The 19,218-nt window shown below is 70.1% G+C and carries 18 protein-coding genes; 12 read left to right on the forward strand and 6 right to left on the reverse strand.

Going from position 1 to position 19,218, the window contains the following annotated elements; genetic code table 11:
- The first annotated feature begins 9 nt into the window (after window positions 1-9).
- Window positions 10-936, forward strand: coding sequence for a DMT family transporter (locus FHP08_RS00690; RefSeq protein ID WP_225878980.1), 927 nt, complete (start codon window positions 10-12; stop codon window positions 934-936).
- 1 nt (window position 937) lies between these two features.
- Here the strand turns inward: FHP08_RS00690 and FHP08_RS00695 are convergent, their stop codons facing one another.
- Entirely contained in the window at window positions 938-1,498 is a 561-nt protein-coding gene (locus FHP08_RS00695) for a MarR family winged helix-turn-helix transcriptional regulator (protein ID WP_187272110.1), read from the reverse strand.
- 114 nt (window positions 1,499-1,612) lie between these two features.
- Between FHP08_RS00695 and purU the strand changes: the two genes are divergently transcribed.
- From purU to fahA, 3 genes are all read left to right on the forward strand, one after another.
- On the forward strand, window positions 1,613-2,452 hold the full coding sequence (gene purU, locus FHP08_RS00700; RefSeq protein ID WP_147702391.1) for a formyltetrahydrofolate deformylase: 840 nt from the start codon (window positions 1,613-1,615) through the stop codon (window positions 2,450-2,452).
- Window positions 2,453-2,572: 120 nt separating this feature from the next.
- Window positions 2,573-3,946: a homogentisate 1,2-dioxygenase gene (gene hmgA, locus FHP08_RS00705; RefSeq protein ID WP_147702392.1), complete on the forward strand. Its 1,374-nt coding sequence runs from the start codon at window positions 2,573-2,575 to the stop codon at window positions 3,944-3,946.
- Window positions 3,943-5,256, forward strand: a complete 1,314-nt coding sequence (gene fahA / locus FHP08_RS00710; RefSeq protein WP_147702393.1) for a fumarylacetoacetase — start codon at window positions 3,943-3,945, stop codon at window positions 5,254-5,256. Before hmgA ends, fahA begins: the two co-directional genes overlap by 4 nt.
- Before the next feature lie 690 nt (window positions 5,257-5,946).
- Here fahA and FHP08_RS00715 read toward each other — a convergent pair.
- Entirely contained in the window at window positions 5,947-6,795 is an 849-nt protein-coding gene (locus FHP08_RS00715; RefSeq protein ID WP_147702394.1) for an IclR family transcriptional regulator, read from the reverse strand.
- Between the two features lie 156 nt (window positions 6,796-6,951).
- On the opposite strand from FHP08_RS00715, the gene leuS reads away from it, so the two are divergent.
- The 7 genes from leuS to FHP08_RS00750 are packed head-to-tail and all read left to right on the forward strand — an operon-like array spanning window position 6,952 to window position 14,706.
- Window positions 6,952-9,630 (forward strand): leucine--tRNA ligase, encoded by a 2,679-nt coding sequence (leuS, locus tag FHP08_RS00720; RefSeq protein ID WP_147702395.1) that lies wholly within the window; start codon window positions 6,952-6,954, stop codon window positions 9,628-9,630.
- A 2-nt stretch (window positions 9,631-9,632) separates the two neighbouring features.
- Window positions 9,633-10,127 (forward strand): LPS-assembly lipoprotein LptE, encoded by a 495-nt coding sequence (locus tag FHP08_RS00725; RefSeq protein WP_147702396.1) that lies wholly within the window; start codon window positions 9,633-9,635, stop codon window positions 10,125-10,127.
- Entirely contained in the window at window positions 10,124-11,158 is a 1,035-nt protein-coding gene (gene holA / locus FHP08_RS00730; protein ID WP_147702397.1) for a DNA polymerase III subunit delta, read from the forward strand. Before FHP08_RS00725 ends, holA begins: the two co-directional genes overlap by 4 nt.
- A gap of 10 nt (window positions 11,159-11,168) precedes the next feature.
- Window positions 11,169-12,437 (forward strand): glutamate-5-semialdehyde dehydrogenase, encoded by a 1,269-nt coding sequence (locus FHP08_RS00735; protein WP_147703082.1) that lies wholly within the window; start codon window positions 11,169-11,171, stop codon window positions 12,435-12,437.
- Between the two features lie 5 nt (window positions 12,438-12,442).
- Window positions 12,443-12,874 carry a CopD family protein gene (locus tag FHP08_RS00740; protein ID WP_147702398.1) on the forward strand — a complete coding sequence of 144 codons (432 nt, stop codon included), beginning with the start codon at window positions 12,443-12,445 and terminating at the stop codon, window positions 12,872-12,874.
- Between the two features lie 9 nt (window positions 12,875-12,883).
- Complete coding sequence (locus FHP08_RS00745; protein ID WP_147702399.1) at window positions 12,884-13,480, forward strand: 2-hydroxychromene-2-carboxylate isomerase; 597 nt, start codon at window positions 12,884-12,886, stop codon at window positions 13,478-13,480.
- Between the two features lie 11 nt (window positions 13,481-13,491).
- Window positions 13,492-14,706: a THUMP domain-containing class I SAM-dependent RNA methyltransferase gene (locus FHP08_RS00750; RefSeq protein ID WP_147702400.1), complete on the forward strand. Its 1,215-nt coding sequence runs from the start codon at window positions 13,492-13,494 to the stop codon at window positions 14,704-14,706.
- On the opposite strand, the gene FHP08_RS00755 is transcribed toward FHP08_RS00750, so the two are convergent.
- Together FHP08_RS00755 and FHP08_RS00760 are read right to left on the reverse strand one after the other, a co-directional pair.
- Window positions 14,633-14,989 carry a DUF423 domain-containing protein gene (locus FHP08_RS00755; RefSeq protein WP_147703083.1) on the reverse strand — a complete coding sequence of 119 codons (357 nt, stop codon included), beginning with the start codon at window positions 14,987-14,989 and terminating at the stop codon, window positions 14,633-14,635. The two genes, FHP08_RS00750 and FHP08_RS00755, sit on opposite strands and share 74 nt — an antisense overlap.
- A 68-nt stretch (window positions 14,990-15,057) precedes the next feature.
- Window positions 15,058-16,125 carry a DUF481 domain-containing protein gene (locus FHP08_RS00760; RefSeq protein ID WP_147702401.1) on the reverse strand — a complete coding sequence of 356 codons (1,068 nt, stop codon included), beginning with the start codon at window positions 16,123-16,125 and terminating at the stop codon, window positions 15,058-15,060.
- Between the two features lie 423 nt (window positions 16,126-16,548).
- Here FHP08_RS00760 and infA point away from each other — a divergent pair, with 423 nt between their 5' ends.
- Window positions 16,549-16,767, forward strand: coding sequence for a translation initiation factor IF-1 (gene infA / locus FHP08_RS00765; RefSeq protein WP_147702402.1), 219 nt, complete (start codon window positions 16,549-16,551; stop codon window positions 16,765-16,767).
- A gap of 62 nt (window positions 16,768-16,829) precedes the next feature.
- On the opposite strand, the gene FHP08_RS00770 is transcribed toward infA, so the two are convergent.
- Together FHP08_RS00770 and FHP08_RS00775 are read right to left on the reverse strand one after the other, a co-directional pair.
- Entirely contained in the window at window positions 16,830-17,963 is a 1,134-nt protein-coding gene (locus tag FHP08_RS00770; RefSeq protein ID WP_147702403.1) for a PilT/PilU family type 4a pilus ATPase, read from the reverse strand.
- An 88-nt stretch (window positions 17,964-18,051) separates the two neighbouring features.
- Window positions 18,052-19,095: a type IV pilus twitching motility protein PilT gene (locus FHP08_RS00775; protein WP_147702404.1), complete on the reverse strand. Its 1,044-nt coding sequence runs from the start codon at window positions 19,093-19,095 to the stop codon at window positions 18,052-18,054.
- Between the last annotated feature and the right edge of the window lie 123 nt (window positions 19,096-19,218).

Raw genomic sequence — 19,218 nt, forward strand, 5'->3', positions numbered from 1 at the left:
CGCATCGCGATGACCATGCCCGCGGTGGCTGCCGCCGAGCACGCGCGGCGGGATTCGATCGCCCTGGCCGCATCGCTGGTGCTGATCCTGGTCTGGGGCGTCAACTTCGTGGTCCAGAAGGCGGTCTTCGAGGTGCTCCCCCCGACCGGCTTCCTGTTCGCGCGCTACCTGATCATGCCGGCCTGCGCGCTCGCCATCCTGTTGCACGCCTACGGTCCGAGCTTTCCCCGGATGCCGGCGTCCGACCTGTGGGCCCTGGCCCGGCTCGGCTTCGTGGGCCATGCGCTGCACGTAGGCATGGTCACCTACGGAATCGACTGGTCGACGCCCTTCTCGAGCTCGGTGATCCTGGCCTGCGGGCCGATCTTCACGCTGCTGATCCTGCGCTGGGTCGGCCTCGAGCAGCTGACTCGCGCACAGATCGCCGGCGTGACGATCGCGCTGGCCGGCGTGCTGGTCTTCCTGTCGGACAAGTTGCTGGTGGGGCGCCTGCAGGCCACCGGCGGCGACCTGGTCCTGCTGGTGGCGGCGGCCTTCTTTTCGCTCTACACCGTGCGGGCCAAGCCGCTGATCCAGCGGCACGGGGGCATCACCGTGATGGGCTACGCCACCTTGTTCGGCAGCGCGCCGATCGTGCTGCTGTCCGCGCCGGTAGGCCTGTCGATCGACTGGACCGGCCTGCCGATGCTGACCTGGTTCGGCCTGCTCTGGGCGGTGATCATCTCTGCCTTCATCGGCTGGCTGGTCTGGGGATGGGTCAACGCGGTCCGCGGCGTGGCCCGCACCGCGCCGCTGATGTACCTGATGCCGGCGGTGGCCGGGCTCGCGGCCTGGCTGCTCACCGACGAGCGCTTCACGCTGATCAAGATCGCGGGCGCGGCGATCACGCTGGCCGGGGTGGCGGTGGCTCAGTTCACCGGACGCGATCGGGCCTGAATCAGATGTCGGCCAGCGGCGTGAGCGCGGCCTCGGGCTCGATGTCGCGCATGCCGGACAGCACTTCGGACAGCAGCTCGTTGAGCGCTGCAAGCCGCGCCGGCTCGAGGCGGGCCAGCGCGTCGGGCAGCAGGCCGCTCAGCGGCCTGGGTGCCCGCGCGATCACGGTGCGGCCGGCATCGGTGGGGTACAGCTGCACGATCCGGTGATCGATCCGGTCGCGCTCGCGTCGGATGAAGGCCTGGCGCGACAGCTGCTCGACCAGGTTGCTCGCGGTGGATTGATGCACCGCCATCGCCTGGGCGAGGTCCTTGACCCGGATGCCCGGAGACGCCACGACGACCGAAAGCGCCCAGAGCTGCGAGCCCGACACGCCGCAGCGCCGCTCCACCTCGTGGAAATGCTGGCGAACCGAGCGGAAGATGACCCTGAAGCTCTTCAGGGCCTGGACGGCCTCGGCCCGCGGTGCGGCCGGCGGGGCCGACGACCCGATCGTCGCAAGCGCCCGCCCATCATTCGGTGCAGCCGGCAGGAGGTTCGGGTCGGTGGAGGCAGTCGTCATCGGATCCTCGGGTCGGGCGACCGTTTGGGCGGAATGCATTCAACGCGCATGCGGAACTCCGGTTGACCCGACCGGATACACTTGCGCCCTCGATCCGCCGACCCCTCCCGCACGATGAAAGACGGCCACATCCTCACCCTCTCCTGTCCGGACCGTCCGGGCATCGTCCACGCCGTTTCGGGCTTCCTCCTCGAACAGGGCGGCAACATCCTGGAAGCAGGCCAGTTCGATGACCCCGACACGGGTCTGTTCTTCATGCGCGTGCACTTCGCCGCACCGAAGGCGGACTTCGCGTCGGCTTTCGGCCCGGTGGCCGAGCGCTTCGGCATGCGATTCCGCTTCGCCGACGCGGCCCGCCCCATGCCGACGCTGATCCTGGTCTCGAAGCTGGGCCACTGCCTGAACGATCTGCTGTTCCGCTGGCGCTCCGGGCTGCTGCCGATCGACATCCGCGCGATCGTGTCGAACCATCGCGATTTCTACCAGCTGGCGGCGTCCTACGACATTCCCTTCCACCACGTGCCGGTCACTGCCGCGACGAAGGCCCATGCCGAGGCGCGCCTGCTGGAGATCGCCGACTGCGAGGGCGTCGAGCTGGTGGTGCTGGCCCGCTACATGCAGATCCTGTCGGCCGAACTGTGCGGCAAGCTCGAGGGCCGCGCGATCAACATCCACCATTCCTTCCTGCCCAGCTTCAAGGGCGCTCGCCCCTACCAGCAGGCCCATGATCGCGGCGTGAAGCTGATCGGCGCGACCGCCCACTACGTGACCACCGACCTCGACGAGGGCCCGATCATCGAGCAGGACGTGGCCCGCGTGGATCACGCGATGGACGTGCCGACGCTGACCGCGATCGGGCGCGATGTGGAGAACGTGGTGCTGGCCCGGGCGCTGAAATGGCATGCCGAGCGCCGGATCGTCCTGAACGGCTCGAAGACGGTGGTGTTCCGCTAGCCGCCCAAGGACAGCGCCGGCGACCACGGCCCGGCGCGCGCCGCCTTCATGGCTTGCATGTAGGATTCACCGGCGGGTCGGGATTCGCGTCGGGCCCGCCTCGAACGACCGGAGGACGACATGAACGCGAGAGACTCCGCCACCGCTGCCAGACCCGCCGGCGCCCAGGCTGGCGCGCTCGACTACCAGTCGGGCTTCGGCAACGAGTTCGCCACCGAGGCGCTGCCCGGCGCGCTCCCGGTCGGCCGGAATTCCCCGCAGCGCTGCCCCTACGGTCTGTACGCCGAGCAGATTTCCGGCACCGCCTTCACCGCGCCGCGCGGCGCCAACCGACGCAGCTGGCTGTACCGCATGCGTCCGGCCGCGGTGCACCGCCCCTTCGCGCGGATCGACGACGGCCTGCTGAGCAACGACTTCGGCGCGCTGCCGACCTCGCCCAACCAGCTGCGCTGGGACCCGCTGGCGCTGCCCGCAGCCGGCGAGTCGGTGGACTTCGCGAGCGGCCTGGCCACGATGGGCGGCAACGGCGACCCGGCCGCCATGTCCGGCTGCGCCATTCACGTCTACCGAGCCAACGCCTCGATGCGCGAGCGCTTCTTCTGCGACGCCGACGGCGAGCTGCTGCTCGTGCCGCAGCTCGGCCGGCTGCGCCTGGTCACCGAGCTGGGCCGGCTCGAGGTCGAGCCGCAGGAGATCGCGGTGATCCCCCGCGGCATCCGGTTCCGCGTCGAGCTGCCCGACCTGAAGTCGGAAGGCGGCACGCTGGATGCCGCGCGCGGCTACGTCTGCGAGAACTTCGGCGCGCCGTTTCGCCTGCCCGACCTGGGGCCGATCGGCGCCAACGGCCTGGCCAACCCGCGCGACTTCCTCGCGCCGGTGGCCTGGTACGAGGAGCGCGAAGGCGACTTCGAGCTGGTGGCCAAGTTCCTCGGCCACCTGTGGGCCGCCCCGATCGGGCACTCGCCGATCGACGTGGTCGCCTGGCACGGCAACCACGTGCCGTACAAGTACGACCTGCGCCGCTTCAACGCGATCGGGTCGATCAGCTACGACCACCCGGATCCGTCGATCTTCCTGGTGCTGCAGTCGGTGTCCGACACGCCGGGCGTGGACGCGATCGACTTCGTGATCTTCCCGCCGCGCATCCTCGCCATGGAGGACACCTTCCGGCCGCCCTGGTTCCACCGCAACGTGGCCAGCGAGTTCATGGGGCTGGTGCACGGCGCCTACGACGCCAGGCAGGGCGGCTTCGTGCCGGGCGGCGCGAGCCTGCACAACTGCATGAGCGGCCACGGGCCCGACGCGGAGACCTTCGCCAAGGCCAGCGTGGCGGACACCTGCCAGCCGCACTACATCCGCGACACGATGGCCTTCATGTTCGAGACGCGCCTGCCGATCCGGCCCACGCGCTTCGCGCTGGAGGCGCCCGAATTGCAGCGCGACTACTTCACCTGCTGGCAGGGACTCGCCAAGCACTTCAACGGACAGCCATGATCAACGAAACCCACGACGCCGGCCTGCGCAGCTGGGTCGCCTCGGCCAACACGCCCGGCACCGACTTCCCGGTCCAGAACCTGCCCTTCGCGGTCTTCCGCCGTCGCGGCAGCGCCGAGGCCTGGCGAGGCGGCGTCGCGATTGGCGACCAGGTCCTCGACCTGGCCGCCGCGCACGCGACTGGCGCCTTTGCCGGCGAAGCCGCGGTCGCCGCCGCGCACGCCTCGGCCGCCACGTTCAACGGCCTGATGGCGCTCGGCCCCCGCTACGGGTCGGCGCTGCGCCTGGCGTTGTCGCGTGCGCTGCGCGAGGGCGCCGCCCAGGCCGGCTCGCTGGCCGCCTGCCTGGTGCCGCAGCGCGAGGCCGAGTACACCGTGCCCGCCCGGATCGGCGACTACACCGACTTCTACGCCTCGGTGCACCACGCGACCAACATCGGCCGGCTGTTCCGCCCCGACAATCCGCTGATGCCGAACTTCAAGTGGATCCCGATCGGCTATCACGGCCGCGTGTCCTCGATCGGGGTGAGCGGCCAGCGCTTCCGCCGACCCAAGGGCCAGATCATGCCGCCCGGCGAGAGCGCCCCGCTGTTCTCCGCCTGCCGGCGCCTCGACTACGAGCTCGAGGTCGGGATCTGGGTGGGGCAAGGCAACGCGCTGGGCGAACCGATCCCGATCGACCGGGTCGACGAGCACGTGTTCGGACTGTGCCTGCTCAACGACTGGTCGGCGCGCGACATCCAGGCCTGGGAGTACCAGCCGCTCGGCCCCTTCCTGGCCAAGAACTTCGCCACCACGATCTCGCCCTGGATCGTCACGCTCGAGGCGCTCGCGCCGTACCGGACCGCCTGGAGCCGCCCGGCCGAGGACCCGCAGCCACTCGCCTACCTGGACGGCGAAGGCGTCCGCAAGCACGGCGCGATCGACTTGCAGCTCGAGGCCTGGATCGAGAGCGCGAAGATGCGCGCCGACGGCAGCGGCGCGTGCCGGCTGTCGCACACCAGCCTGCGCCACTCGTACTGGACCGTGGGCCAGATGGTGGCCCACCACTCGGTCGGCGGCTGCAACCTGCAGCCCGGCGACCTGCTCGGCACCGGCACCCAGTCCGGGCCCTCGCTCGACGAGGCCGGCGCGCTGATCGAGCTGTCGGCCGGCGGCAAGAACCCGGTCTCGCTGCCCAACGGCGAGAACCGTACCTTCCTGGAAGACGGCGACGCGGTGATCCTGCGCGGCTGGTGCGAGCGGAAGGGGTTTGCGAGGATCGGGTTCGGGGAGTGCCGCGGCGAGGTGCTCCCGGCCAGCGGGGACTGACGCCGCTCGCGGCTCGGCCCGCGTTCGGACTTCGCGGCGGCGTGCTCTCGGCGGGCCGGGCGTCGCGGCGCTCGCCCGGCTGGCGGGGCTTGGCTTTTCCCGGACAGACGGCTTCGCCCCTCGCCTGCGGCGAGGGGTTCCGGCGCCTTCCTCGTCAGCGGCGGCTCGGGCGCAACTCGCGAGCCCTGCGGGCTCGCTCGGACAGCGCCCTCGCTGATCGCCGCTTCCTTCGGAAGCCCGCCGCTTGCCGAATGTCCGGGAAAAGCCAAGCCCCGCCAGCCGGCCTGGGATGCGGTGACGTGCGCAGCCGTGACGAGCGCGACGACACCGGGCGGGCCGAACACGGGCCGAGCCGCGAGCGCCGGCATCCCGCTGTCCTCACGCAGCCATGAAGAAACGGCGGCGAGCGAGGCGAGCGCCCTCGCGCTCACGCATGACTCGACATCCAGGTCCGGCGGAGGCTCGGCTTCGCGCGGGACAGTGTGCAAGCCGAGCGCCACGGAAAGAAATCTCGCGGGCCCCGCTCATCCGCGCGAAGCGCGCATGAGGCGGGTGCGAGATTTCGACGTGGGCGAGGGAAGCCCCGCCAACGGCGGGGCCGCAGCACCCTGTCCCGCGCGAAGCCGAGCCTCCGCCGGACCGGGCGTACGAAAAGAGCGAGAGCGCGCCGGCGATCAGCCGAGCGAGCGCTCAGGTGTCGAGCGTCTGGCTCATCGCCTCGGCCGCCGACTGCATCTCCGGCAGCAGCTGCACGGCCTCGTCCATCGGCAGCCGCGACACCGGCGCGTGCACCGACACCGCGGCCACCACGCGGCCGTCGCCGTCGTGCACCGGGACCGCCATCGCGAAGATGCCGGGCAGGTACTCCTCGCACTCGGTCGAGTAACCGCGTTCGCGGATCAGCTCGAATTCCTCGAACAGACGCCCCGGCTCGGTCAGCGTGCGCGGGGTGTTGCGCACCAGGGGGAGCTGCCGCACCAGGCGTTCGCGGCTGCGCCGGGGCATGTGCGCCATGAACAGCTTGCCACTGGCCGACGAGTGAATCGGCACGGTGGTTCCCGCGGTGATCGTGATCTTCAACGGCCAGGAAGTCTCGACCCGGTCCAGGCAGAGCACCGTGCTGCCGTTGGCGATCGTCAGGTTGCACGTCTCGCCGACCTGCTCGACCAGCTCTTCCAGGATCGCGCGGCGCGCCGAGCGCGCGGGCGAGGTCAGCAGCACTTCGCCCGCCAGCTGGTTCATGCGCGGACCGCAGTGATAGCGCTTGCTGCCTGGCTCGCGACCGACCAGCCCGGCGTGCTCGAGCGTGGAGAGGATCCTGAACACCGTCGGCTTGGGCAGGTCCACCGCCTTGCAGATCTCGGCGAGCTGCGGCGGGGCATGGCAGGCGGCGATCGCCTCGAGAACCCGCATCGCCCTCAGGATGGCGGAGCCGGCCGGAACCGGTTCGCCGGGGCCCGCGCCGGGCCCGGAAGCGATCGATCCTGCCGGGGCCTCCTGCCCTTCGTCCGCCTGGTAGTCGCTGGTGAAATCGCTCATTTCGGAAACTATTCGCGCCGTTCGTTTCGTTTTTTCCGGATTCTGGCAAGTGTACCTGCAATCCGGAAGGAACCCGAGTGCGAGCGGCCGCCGTGTAAACTTGATCGTTTGACCTTCCGGCCCCCTCCGAGCCCCCGTCCCGAGCCCTTCAGCGCCATGCAAGAGAAATACGACGCCCGCGCGGTCGAAGCCGCCGCGCAGTCCGAATGGCAGGCCACCGACGCCTACCGCGCGATCGAGAACGATCCGCGTTTCCCGAAAGGCAAGTTCTACGCCTGCTCGATGCTGCCCTACCCCTCGGGCAAGCTGCACATGGGGCACGTGCGCAACTACACGATCAACGACGTCATGTACCGGCATCTGCGGATGAACGGCTACAACGTGCTGATGCCCATGGGCTGGGACGCCTTCGGCCTGCCCGCCGAGAACGCCGCGATGAAGAACCGCGTGGCGCCGGCGAAGTGGACCTGGGACAACATCGCCTACATGAAGAAGCAGATGCAGGCGATGGGGCTGGCGATCGACTGGTCGCGCGAGGTCGCCACCTGCTCGCCCGACTACTACAAGTGGAACCAGTGGCTGTTCCTGAAGATGCTCGAGCACGGCATCGCCTACCTGAAGACCGGCACGGTGAACTGGGACCCGGTCGACCAGACGGTGCTGGCCAACGAGCAGGTGATCGACGGGCGCGGCTGGCGCTCGGGCGCGCTGGTCGAGAAGCGCGAGATCCCGATGTACTACCTCGGCATCACCCGCTATGCCGACGAGCTGATCTCGGAGCTCGAGGGCCTGGGCTGGCCCGAGCGGGTCAAGCTGATGCAGGAGAACTGGATCGGCCGTTCCACCGGCGTGCGCTTCGCCTTCACCCACGACATCCGTGATGCGCAGGGCAATCTGGTCGACGACGGCCGCATGTACGTCTTCACCACCCGGGCCGACACGATCATGGGCGTGACCTTCGTGGCGGTGGCGCCCGAGCACCCGATCGCCGAGGTCGCGGCCGCCGCCGACCCCGATCTCGCCGCTTTCGTCGAGACGTGCCGCAAGGGCGGCGCGACCGAAGCCGAGATCGCCACCCGCGAGAAGGACGGGCGGCCGACCGGCCTCACCGTCACCCATCCGCTGACCGGCGAACCGGTCGAGGTCTGGATCGGCAACTACGTGCTGATGAGCTACGGCGACGGCGCGGTCATGGGCGTGCCGGCGCACGACGAGCGCGACTTCGCCTTCGCGAAGAAACTCGGCCTGCCGATCCGGCAGGTCGTGGCGCGCGCGGGCAAGCCGGCCGGCGAGGACTTCTCCACCGACGCCTGGCAGGAGTGGTACGCCCTGAAGGAAGGCGTGGCCTGCGTGAACTCGGGCCGGTACGACGGTCTGCCCTACGAGGCCGCGGTCGACGCGATCGCCGCCGACCTGGCCGCGAAGGGCCTGGGCGAGAAGCGCGTGCAGTACCGGCTGCGCGACTGGGGCGTCTCCCGGCAACGCTACTGGGGCACGCCGATCCCGATCATCCACTGCGATGACTGCGGCGCAGTGCCGGTGCCCTGCGAAGACCTGCCGGTGGTGCTGCCCGAGGACCTGATCCCGGACGGCAGCGGCAATCCGCTGGCGAAGAACGAAGCCTTCCTGAAGTGCCAGTGCCCGAAATGCGGCAAACCCGCGCGGCGCGAGACCGACACGATGGACACCTTCGTCGACTCGTCCTGGTACTACATGCGCTATTGCTCGCCCCACAACGCCGATGCGATGGTCGACGCGCGCAACGACTACTGGATGCCGATGGACCAGTACATCGGCGGCATCGAGCATGCGGTGCTCCACCTGCTCTACGCGCGCTTCTGGACCAAGGTGATGCGCGACATCCAGGGCGACTTCCCGGGCGACGCCTCGCGCGGCCTGGTGAAGTTCGACGAGCCCTTCACCAACCTGCTCTGCCAGGGCATGGTCCTCAACCACATCTTCTTTCGCAAGGGCGAGAAGGGCGGCATCGAGTACTTCTGGCCCGACGACATCGAGTGGGTCCACGACGACACCGGCAAGCCGGTCTCGTGCGTCTCGAAGACCGACGGCCAGCCGGTCGAGTACGGCGGCATCGGCACGATGTCCAAGAGCAAGAACAACGGTGTCGACCCGCAGTCGCTGATCGACCAGTACGGCGCCGACACCGCGCGGCTCTTCGTGATGTTCGCCTCGCCGCCCGAGCAGACGCTCGAGTGGTCGGGCGCCGGCGTCGACGGCGCCCAGCGCTTCCTGCGCCGCCTGTGGGGCTGCGCGCACGCGCGCCACGAGGCGGTTCGCGGCGCCGGCCCGGTCGACGCGGCCGCGCTCGACGACATGCAGAAGGCCTTGCGCCGCGAGATCCACACGATCCTCAGGCAGGCCGACTACGACTACCAGCGCAAGCAGTACAACACCGTGGTCTCGGCCACGATGAAGATGCTGAATGCGATCGACGGCGCCGACATCGCCGCCACGGCGGCCGGGGCGGCGGTGTTGCGCGAATCGCTGTCCATCCTGATCCGGGTGCTCTACCCCGTCGTGCCGCACGTCACCCAGGCGCTTTGGCAGCAGCTCGGCCTCGCCGACACGCACGGCCCGCTGCTCGACGCCCCCTGGCCGCAGGTCGACGAGGCCGCGCTGGTGCAGGACGAGATCGAGCTGGTGCTGCAGATCAACGGCAAGGTGCGCGGCTCGGTCAGGATTTCGGCGCAGGCCGACCGCGCGGCGATCGAGGCCGCCGCGATGGCCACCGAGGCCTGGACCCGCCACGCCGCAGGCCGCTCGCCGAAGAAGGCCATCGTCGTGCCGGGCCGGCTGGTCAACCTGGTCGTCTGAACATGCGCCGGCGACTGTTCGCGGCCGGCCTTCTGGGCGCCGCCTCGCTGCTCGCCGGCTGCGGGTTTCGGCTGCGCCGTTCCGCAGCCCTGCCCTTCCGCACGCTCTACACCGGTTTCGCGCCCACCTCGGCGATCGGCGCCGAGTTCCGGCGGCTGGTGCGGGTGGCCGAGGACACCGAGCTGGTCGACGACCCGAAGAAGGCCGAGGCGCGGCTCGAGGTGCTTCGCGAGCAGCGCGAGCGCGAAGTCGTCGCCTTCTCGACCACCGGCCGGCCGCGCGAGTACCAGCTGCGCCTGCGCTTCGGCTTCCGGGTGGTGGACGCGCAGTCGCGCGAGCTGCTGCCCCCCACCGAACTGGTGCTGTCGCGCGACATCACGTCGACCGACATCGAGGTCGTGGCCAAGCAGCAGGAAGAGGAGCTGCTCTTCCGCGACATGCAGTCGGACCTCGTCCAGCAGCTGCTGCGCCGGCTCGCCGCGATTCCGCGGCCGTGAGCCAGGTGCGCCCCGAGGGACTGGCCGCCGCGCTGGAGCGCGGGCTGCCCGCGATCGCCTGGATCCACGGCGACGAGCACTTGCTCGCGCTCGAGGCCGCCGACGCGGTGCGGGCCGCCGCCCGAGCCGCCGGCGCCACTGAGCGCATCGTCTTCGAGGGCGGACGCGGCTTCCGGCCAGAAGCTCTCGCGGCCGAGGCCGGCGCGCTGTCCCTGTTCGGCGAGGGCAAGCTGCTCGAGCTGCGGCTCGCGGCCAAGCCGGGCAGGGAGATCGGCCAGTTGCTCGCCGACCTCGCCGCCCGGCTGCCCGACGAAGTCAGGCTGCTGGTGCAGAGCCCGCGGCTGGACCGCGCGGTCACCGACAGCGCCTGGTTCGCCGCGGTGGATCGTCACGCGATCGTGGTGCCGGTCTACCCGGTCGCCCGCCAGCAACTGCCGCAGTGGATCGGCGCGCGGCTCGCTCGCCAGCGCCAGCGCGCCGACCCCGACACGCTGGCGTTCATCGCCGAGCGGGTCGAAGGCAACCTGCTGGCCGCCCACCAGGAGATCCGCAAGCTCGCGCTGCTCTTCCCGGAAGGTCCCTTGCCGGCCGAGGAGACCCGTGCCGCCGTGCTCAACGTGGCCCGCTACGGGGCCTTCGACCTGGTCGAGCCGATGCTGGGCGGCGATGCCGCCCGCACCCTGCGCACGCTGGAAGGCCTGCGCGCCGAAGGCGAGGCCGGGCCGCTGATCCTGTGGAGCGTGGCCGACGCGCTGCGCACGCTGCTCAGGCTGCACGAGGCCCTCGCCGCCGGCCGGCCGATCGCCGGCGAACTGCGCGCCGCCCGCGTGTTCGGTCCGCGCGAGCAGCTGTTCCAGGGCGCCCTGCGCAGGCTGGACGCCGAGACGGTGCGCGACACGCTGCAGCAGGCGGCGCTGACCGATAAAATGATGAAGGGTCTGGCGGCGGGCGACGCGTGGCGCGCGCTCGAGACGCTGGCCCTCGCGATCGCCGGCGCCCGCCCGCCGGCCAGGAAACACCGTGGACATTGACGCCCGCCCCATCGACATCGACGCCTACGTGGCCGACCTGGGCCGCCGCGCCCGCCGCGCCTCGCGCGCCATGGCGCGCGCCGGTACCGCCGCCAAGAACCGCGCCCTCGAGGCGACCGCCGCCGCCATCCGCGCCGCCGCTCCCGAGCTGAAGGCCGCGAACGCCAGGGACCTCGAGGCCGCGCGCGCCGCCGGCCACGACGCGGCCTTCGTGGACCGGCTCGCGCTGACCGACGCGGTCATCGCCGGCATGGCCGACGGCCTGGCCCAGATCGTCGCCCTGCCCGACCCGGTGGGCGAGATGAGCAAGCTGCGCTACCGCCCCACCGGCATACAGGTGGGCCAGATGCGGGTGCCGCTCGGCGTGATCGGCATCGTGTACGAGTCGCGCCCGAACGTGACCATCGACGCGGCCGGCCTGTGCATCAAGTCGGGCAATGCCACGATCCTGCGCGGCGGCTCCGAGGCCATCCACAGCAACCGGGCGCTGGCCGAACTGATCCGCCGCGGCCTGGCCGAGGCCGGCCTGCCCGAAGACGCGGTGCAGCTGATCGCCGTCACCGACCGCGCCGCGGTCGGCGCGCTGATCACCCGTCCGGAGTACGTCGACGTGATCGTGCCGCGCGGCGGAAAGTCGCTGATCGAGCGCATCGCCCGCGAGGCCAAGGTGCCCACGATCAAGCACCTCGACGGCATCTGTCACGTCTACATCGACGACGCCGCCGATCCCGACAAGGCCATCCGGATCGCCGACAACGCCAAGACCCAGCGCTACTCGCCCTGCAACACCATGGAGACGCTGCTGGTCGCCGAGGGCATCGCCGGTCGGATCCTGCCGCCGCTCGGCCGGATCTACGCCGACAAGGGCGTCGAGCTGCGCGGCGACACGCGCTCGCGCGAGCTCCTGGCGGCCGCCGGCATCGCCTGCCGCGAGGCCACCGAGGAAGACTGGCGCACCGAGTACCTGGCGCCGATCCTCGCCATCCGGGTGGTGGCGGGGCTCGACGCCGCGATCGAGCACATCGCCACTTACGGCTCGCAGCACACCGACGCGATCGTCACCGAGCACCACGGCCGCGCCATGCGCTTCCTGCGCGAGGTGGACTCGGCCTCGGTCATGATCAACGCGTCGACCCGCTTCGCCGACGGCTTCGAGTACGGGCTGGGAGCCGAGATCGGCATCTCCACCGACAAGCTGCACGCGCGCGGCCCGGTCGGCCTCGAGGGCCTTACCTCGCTGAAGTACGTCGTCTTCGGCGACGGCCAGGTGCGGGGCTGATCGCCTTGGGTTCCGGCTACCTCTGGGTCAAGGCCTTCCACATCGTCTTCATGACGAGCTGGTTCGCCGGCCTGTTCTACCTGCCGCGCATATTCGTGAACCTGGCCATGGTCGACGGGCCCGGCGCCGAACGCGACCGGCTCCTGCTGATGGCCGGCAAACTCTGGCGATTCATGCAGCCGCTGATGCTGCTGGCCATCGCGCTGGGGCTCTGGCTCTGGCTGGGCTACGGCGTGGGGGTCGGCGCAGGCTGGATGCACGCCAAGCTCGCGATCGTGGCCCTGCTGCTCGGCTATCACCATGCCTGCGGCCGCCTGCTCGAGCGCCTGGCCGCGGGCGCCGACACCCGCTCGCACGTCTGGTACCGCTGGTTCAACGAGGTGCCGGTGCTGGCGCTGCTGGCCGTGGTCGTGCTGGTCGTCGTCAAGCCTTTCTAGGAGAAGAAGATGAAGACGATCCGCTACTACATGGCGCCGCAGTCCCCCTGGACCTGGCTGGGCCACGATCGCCTGATCGCGATCGCGAAACGCCACGGCGCCGAGATCGACCTGCGGCCCGCCGACCTCAACCGCGTGTTTCCGGTGTCGGGCGGCCTGCCACTGGCCAAGCGCGCGCCGCAGCGCCAGGCGTACAGACTGGTCGAGCTCGCACGCTGGTCGAAGTTCCTCGGCGTGCCGCTGAACCTGCATCCGAAGTTCTTCCCGGTACCCGGCGATGACGCTTCCAGGCTCATCGTTTCCGCTCGCGAAGTCGCCGGGAACGACGCCGGCCTGAACCTTGCCGGCGCGCTGCTGCGCGCGGTCTGGGTGGAGGAGCGCGACATCGCCGACGCCGGCACGCTGCGCGCGATCGCCGCCGAATGCGGGCTCGACGCCGGCGCACTCGACGCCGCCCGCGATGCCGCCGCCGCGATCTACGAGCGCAACACGCAGGACGCGATCGAGGCCAAGGTCTTCGGCGCGCCCTGGTACGAGTATCGCGGCGAGCCCTTCTGGGGCCAGGACCGGCTCGATTTCCTCGACCGCGCGCTGGCCACCGCCTGACCCGCGGCCCCGTGACCTGGAACCTGTTCTCCCCCTGTCCGCGAGGCCTGGAGCCGGCGCTCGCCGCCGAGCTCACCGGGCTCGGCGCGACCACCAGCCGGCCGGTGGCCGGTGGCGTGGTCTTCAACGGCGATCGTCGCGTCGCGTATCTCGCCAACCTGCGCTCGCGCCTGGCGAGCCGGGTGCTGCGCGAGGTCGGCCGGCGCCGCTACCGCGGCCCGGAGGACCTGTACAAGCTCGCCGCCGGCATCGAATGGGAGCGCCATTTCGACGGCCGGCACACGCTGCGGGTCGACACCAGCGCGACCCGCTCGCCGCTGCGCAGCCTCAATTTCGCGACCCTGCGCATCAAGGACGCGATCGTCGACCGGTTGCGCGAACGCACCGGCGATCGGCCGTCGATCGACACCCGGGCGCCCGACGCGCGGGTCTGGCTCTTCCTGGAGCCGCAGGAAGCCACCCTCTACCTCGACCTGTCGGGCGAGCCGCTGTTCAAGCGCGGCTGGCGCTCGGGGCGCGACGACGGCGGCGACGCACCGCTCAAGGAGAATCTCGCCGCCGGCCTGCTGGTGCTCGCCGGATGGACTCCGGAACAGGCTCTGGCCGATCCGTTCTGCGGCTCGGGCACCATCGCGATCGAGGCCGCCTGCGTCGCCTGCGACATCGCACCCGGCCTCTCGCGCGACTTCGGCTTCGAGCGCCTGCTCGACCACGACGCCGTGCTGTGGGCGCAACTGCGCGGCGAGGCGGTGCGGCAGGCCCAGGCCGGCATCGCGCGCGCCACGGCCCTGCGGATCGCCGCCTCGGACATCGACCCCGAGGCCATCGCCCGCGCCCGCCGAAACCAGGAGCGCGCCGGCCTGCCCGAAGGGACGATCCGCTGGCAGGTCGCCGACGTCGCGAGCCTGCGCCCGCCCTTCGCGCAGCCCGGGCTGGTCGTGAGCAACCCGCCCTATGGCGAGCGGCTCGAGGCCGGGCCTGCGCCGGGCGCCCACGACGCGGCGATGCGCGCCGTGGGCGCGTCGCTGCGCAGCGACTGGGCCGGCTGGCGGATCTGGATGCTGAGCGCCGACCCTGCGCTGCCTCGGCAGATCGGGATGAAGGAGAACCGCCGCACGCCGCTCTTCAACGGCGCGCTCGAATGCCGCTTCTTCAGGTTCGACGTGTTCGCGCCAGGCGAGCGGCCCGAAAGGCCCAGGCCGCCAGGCAAGCCCAGCCCGCAATGAAGGCCACGCCGCCCAGCGGCGTGATCGCGCCCAGCGCGCGGACGCCGGTCAGGACCAGCGCGTAGAGGCTGCCCGAGAACACCAGGATCCCCGCCACGAAGAGCCAGCCCGCCGCGCTCGCGAGCCGCCCGGGCGCGACGGCGATCGCCCACGCCACCGCCAGCAGGCCCAGCGCGTGGTACATCTGGTAGCGCGCGCCGGTCTCGAACACCGCGAGCATCGCCGGATCGACCCGCGCGCGCAGGCCGTGCGCGCCGAAGGCGCCGGCCGCCACCGCGATCATCGCGAACAGCGCGCCCAGCGCGAAGAAGCGCAGTGCCGAGGGGCTGGGATCCGTCACGACGCCCCCGCTCACCACTGGTAGCCCAGCCCGAGCAGCCAGGTCGAGTCGGTCGAGCGCCGGCCGGGCGACGGTTCGCGCTCCCAGTCGACGTTGAGCTGCAGCGAAGCGGTCAGGCCCTCGCGCACCGGCAGGCGGATGCCGCTGCGGCTTCGCATCGTCATCTTTCCGGTGTCTTCCAGATTCCAGTAGCCTTGCTGGTCGTGGAAGAGCTCGGCGCTTGCGAAGTCGAGCCGGTGCTTGAAGTCCACGCCCCAGCCAGCCGCGGGATAGGCCTCGTCGGGCGCGGCGATCCGGTCCTCGCTGACCGCGTCGGCGCCGGCGCGCAGCGAGAGCTGCGTGCGCTCGCTGTCGAGCAACTGCCAGCCGTAACCTGCGCCGACCGCACTGCGCAAGGACAGGTCCTTGAAGCGATCGCGTTCGAGCGAGCCGCGCAGGTACCAGAAACGAGTCTCCTCGACGAAGCGGTCGCGCTTGCCGCTCGCCAGCCAGTGATCGGCGGTGGTCTGCCCGCCGTCGCTCTCGCGCCGCAGCTTCAGCCCCAGGTCGTAGCGCCAGTCCCGCGCGCGAGCCGCGAAATCGGCCTCGGCCCAGATCCGCTCGCTGTCGCTGTTGCCCTCGGACCAGCCGGTCGACAGCATGACCCGCCCCTTGTAGGCGACGCCGTCCTCAGTCTCGTGCGGCTTGGGCCGCAGAAGCGCCACCCGCGACATCGGCACCTGCTTCGGACCGTCGCCTTCGTCGATGGTCACGACACCGGGCGCCTCGGCAAGCCCGAAGGTGGCGCGATTCGGCTCGCCGCCCCACTGGCGCGACCAGCGGACGGGGCGGTCGGTAGCGAAGCTCGCCACTTCGGCCCGGTCGATCGAGACCTCGCCGCCCCACTGGGTGGCGAGCGTCAGCTTGTCGGGCGACAGATGCTTGATCGTGCCGGACAGGCGATCGCCGTTGCGCAGCACCACCGTATCGGCCAGGGCGAGGCCCGAGGCGCCGGCGAGCAGCAAGGCAGCCAGCATCCGCGTGCCGCCGGACGCCCGGGCCGCGGGGCACGGACGCGCCACCGTCGGATTCGCGGTCATTCGGGTTTCTCCGGTTGGAAAGGCCCCCTTATAGGCGATCGACCGGGACGACGCAAATCGGCAGACGGCCGGCACGTCGAAGAGGCTGACATCTGCTTCGAATCGGGCTATAATTGTTTTTATTCGAAGCCGATTTTCTCGGATCTAACGTCGATTCGGCAGTCGTGCACACGCCGTGCATCTGTCGGTTCGGGCGGCAACCAGGCTGCGTCCGGATCCGTCGTGCTCCCGGGTCGCGCGCCCGGGTTCCCGCCACGAATCGGACTTCATCCCGCCGCCGCGCCGGTTCCGCCCCGAACCAGCCCCTGTCAGCCAGCCCGGCCGACAATGCCGCGCGGCACGCCTGTCCGGCTCGTCCCGGCCCTCAAACCAGACGACAAGCGTCGCTCGCTGGCGCCTGTCCCACTCGTCCGGAGAAATCACATGGCGAAAGAAGAACTGATCGAAATGCAAGGCGTCGTCGAAGAGGTGCTGCCCGACACCCGCTACCGTGTCCGGCTCGACAACGGCCACGCGCTGTCCGCCTACGCGGCCGGCAAGATGAAGAAGCACCGCATCCGGGTGCTGGCAGGCGACCGCGTCACGCTCGAACTCTCGCCCTACGACCTGACCAAGGGTCGCATCCGCTTCCGCCACAAGTAAGCGACGGCGAGGCCCCCGGCGGCATCGAGCGGCGGCGATGGCCGCCGTCGGCGCCCCGCGGATCAGACGATCCCGAGGTGCTCGATGCCCGCGTTCAGGTCGCGCTCGGTGCGCTTGCTGTTCAGCTTGATGTTCAGCCGCAGGTCGTTGACCGAATCGGCATTGCGCAGCGCATCCTCGTAGGTGATCCGTCCGGACTCGAACAGGTCGAACAGTGCCTGGTCGAAGGTCTGCATCCCGAGTTCGCGGCTCTTCTTCATGATCTCCTTGATCTGCCCGACTTCGCCCTTGAAGATCAGGTCGGCGATCAGCGGCGAGTTCAGCAGGATCTCCACCGCGGGCACCCTGCCCTTGCCCGAGGCCATCGGAATCAGGCGCTGCGAGACGATCGCGCGCAGGTTGAGTGACAGATCCATCAAGAGCTGAAGGCGCCGCTCCTCGGGGAAGAAGTTGATGATCCGGTCCAGTGCCTGGTTGGCGCTGTTCGAGTGCAGGGTGGCCAGGCACAGGTGACCGGTCTCGGCAAAGGCCACCGCGTGCTCCATCGTCTCGCGGTCGCGGATCTCGCCGATCATGATCACGTCGGGCGCCTGGCGCAGCGTGTTCTTCAGCGCCACCTCCCAGCTCTCGGTGTCCACGCCCACCTCGCGGTGCGTGACGATGCAGTTCCGGTGCGGGTGAACGAACTCCACCGGGTCCTCGATCGTCACGATGTGCCCGTGGGTGCTTTCGTTCCGGTGACCCACCACCGCCGCCAAGGTGTTCGACTTGCCCGAGCCGGTCGCCCCCACCACGATCATCAACCCGCGCTTGGTCAGCGCCAGTTCCTTGAGCACCGCCGGGAGCTGAAGCTGCTCGAAGCTCGGGATCTCGGTGTTGATCGTGCGCAGCACGATGCCTACGCGGCCCAGCTGCATGAAGGCGTTCACCCGGAAACGGCCGATGCCCGAGGGGCTGATCGCGAAGTTCACCTCCTTGTGCGCCTCGAACTCCGCCGCCTGCTTGTCGTTCATCAGCGCGCGGGCCAGCTCGATCGTGTGCTGCGAGCTCAGCGCGACGTTCGAGACCGGCTGGAGCTTCCCGTCGATCTTGAAGGCCGGCGGAAACTCGGCGGTCAGGAAGAGGTCCGATCCGCCCTTGGTCATCATCAGGCGCAGCAGGTCGTGAAGGAATTTCGAGGCCTGTTCGCGTTCCATATGTGCTCCTAGATTCTCGCTCCGGCCGCCGGCTCGACGTCGGCTGCGCCAACGTCAGTCCGCGCCGGAGTTTCCCAGGATGACTGCGTCATCCAGGGAAATTCTCTTTCACGGTGGCGACGGCTCGGGCGTCGGCCATCGAGACCTTGTTCTTGCGGACCAGATCGGTCAGGCACTGGTCGAGCGTCTGCATGCCCAGGGCGCCGCCGGTCTGGATCGCCGAGTTCATCTGGGCGACCTTGGCCTCGCGGATCAGGTTCCGGATCGCCGGCGTGCCGATCATGATCTCGTGCGCCGCCACCCTGCCCTTGCCGTCCTTGGTCTTCATCAGCGTCTGCGAGATCACCGCGCGCAGCGACTCGGACAGCATCGCTCGGACCATGTCCTTCTCGGCGGCCGGGAACACGTCGATGATCCGGTCGATGGTCTTGGCGGCCGACGAGGTGTGCAGCGTGCCGAACACCAGGTGACCGGTCTCGGCCGCGGTGAGGGCCAGCCGGATCGTCTCGAGGTCGCGCAGCTCGCCCACCAGGATCACGTCCGGGTCCTCGCGCAGCGCCGAGCGCAGCGCGTTGTTGAACGACAGCGTCATCGGGCCGACTTCGCGCTGGTTGATCAGGCAGCGCTTGGACTCGTGGACGAACTCGATCGGGTCCTCCACGGTCAGGATGTGGCCGTAGACGTTCTCGTTGACGTGGTTGATCATCGCCGCCAGCGTCGTGGACTTGCCCGAACCGGTGGGCCCGGTCACCAGCACCAGGCCGCGAGGCGTCATCGAAAGCTCCTGGAACACCTTGGGCGCGTTCAGGTCCTCCAGCGACAGGATCTTCGACGGGATGGTCCGCATCACCGCGCCCGCGCCCCGCTGCTGCACGAAGGCGTTGACCCGGAACCGTGCCAGGCCCGGGATCGCGAAGGAGAAGTCGCACTCGAGGTTTTCCTCGTACTCCTTGCGCTGCGAGTCGTTCATGATGTCGTAGATCATGCCGTGCACCTCCTTGTGTTCCATCGGAGGCAGGTTGATCCGGCGCACGTCGCCATGCACCCGGATCATCGGCGGAAGGCCCGACGACAGGTGCAGGTCCGACGCGTTGTTCTTCACGGCGAACGCAAGCAGCTCGGCAATGTCCATCTCGATCCCTCGGAATGCTGCGGTGTTCCTGCTATCTTGGCCGGGCGACTCCCGGCGAGGCGAGCGCCGGCGGAACGAACGGAGAACCAGACGATGAACGGCAGCCCTTCCCCCGACCCTGCC

This window comes from Zeimonas arvi (genome assembly GCF_008039575.1).
GTDB lineage: Bacteria > Pseudomonadota > Gammaproteobacteria > Burkholderiales > Burkholderiaceae_E > Zeimonas > Zeimonas arvi.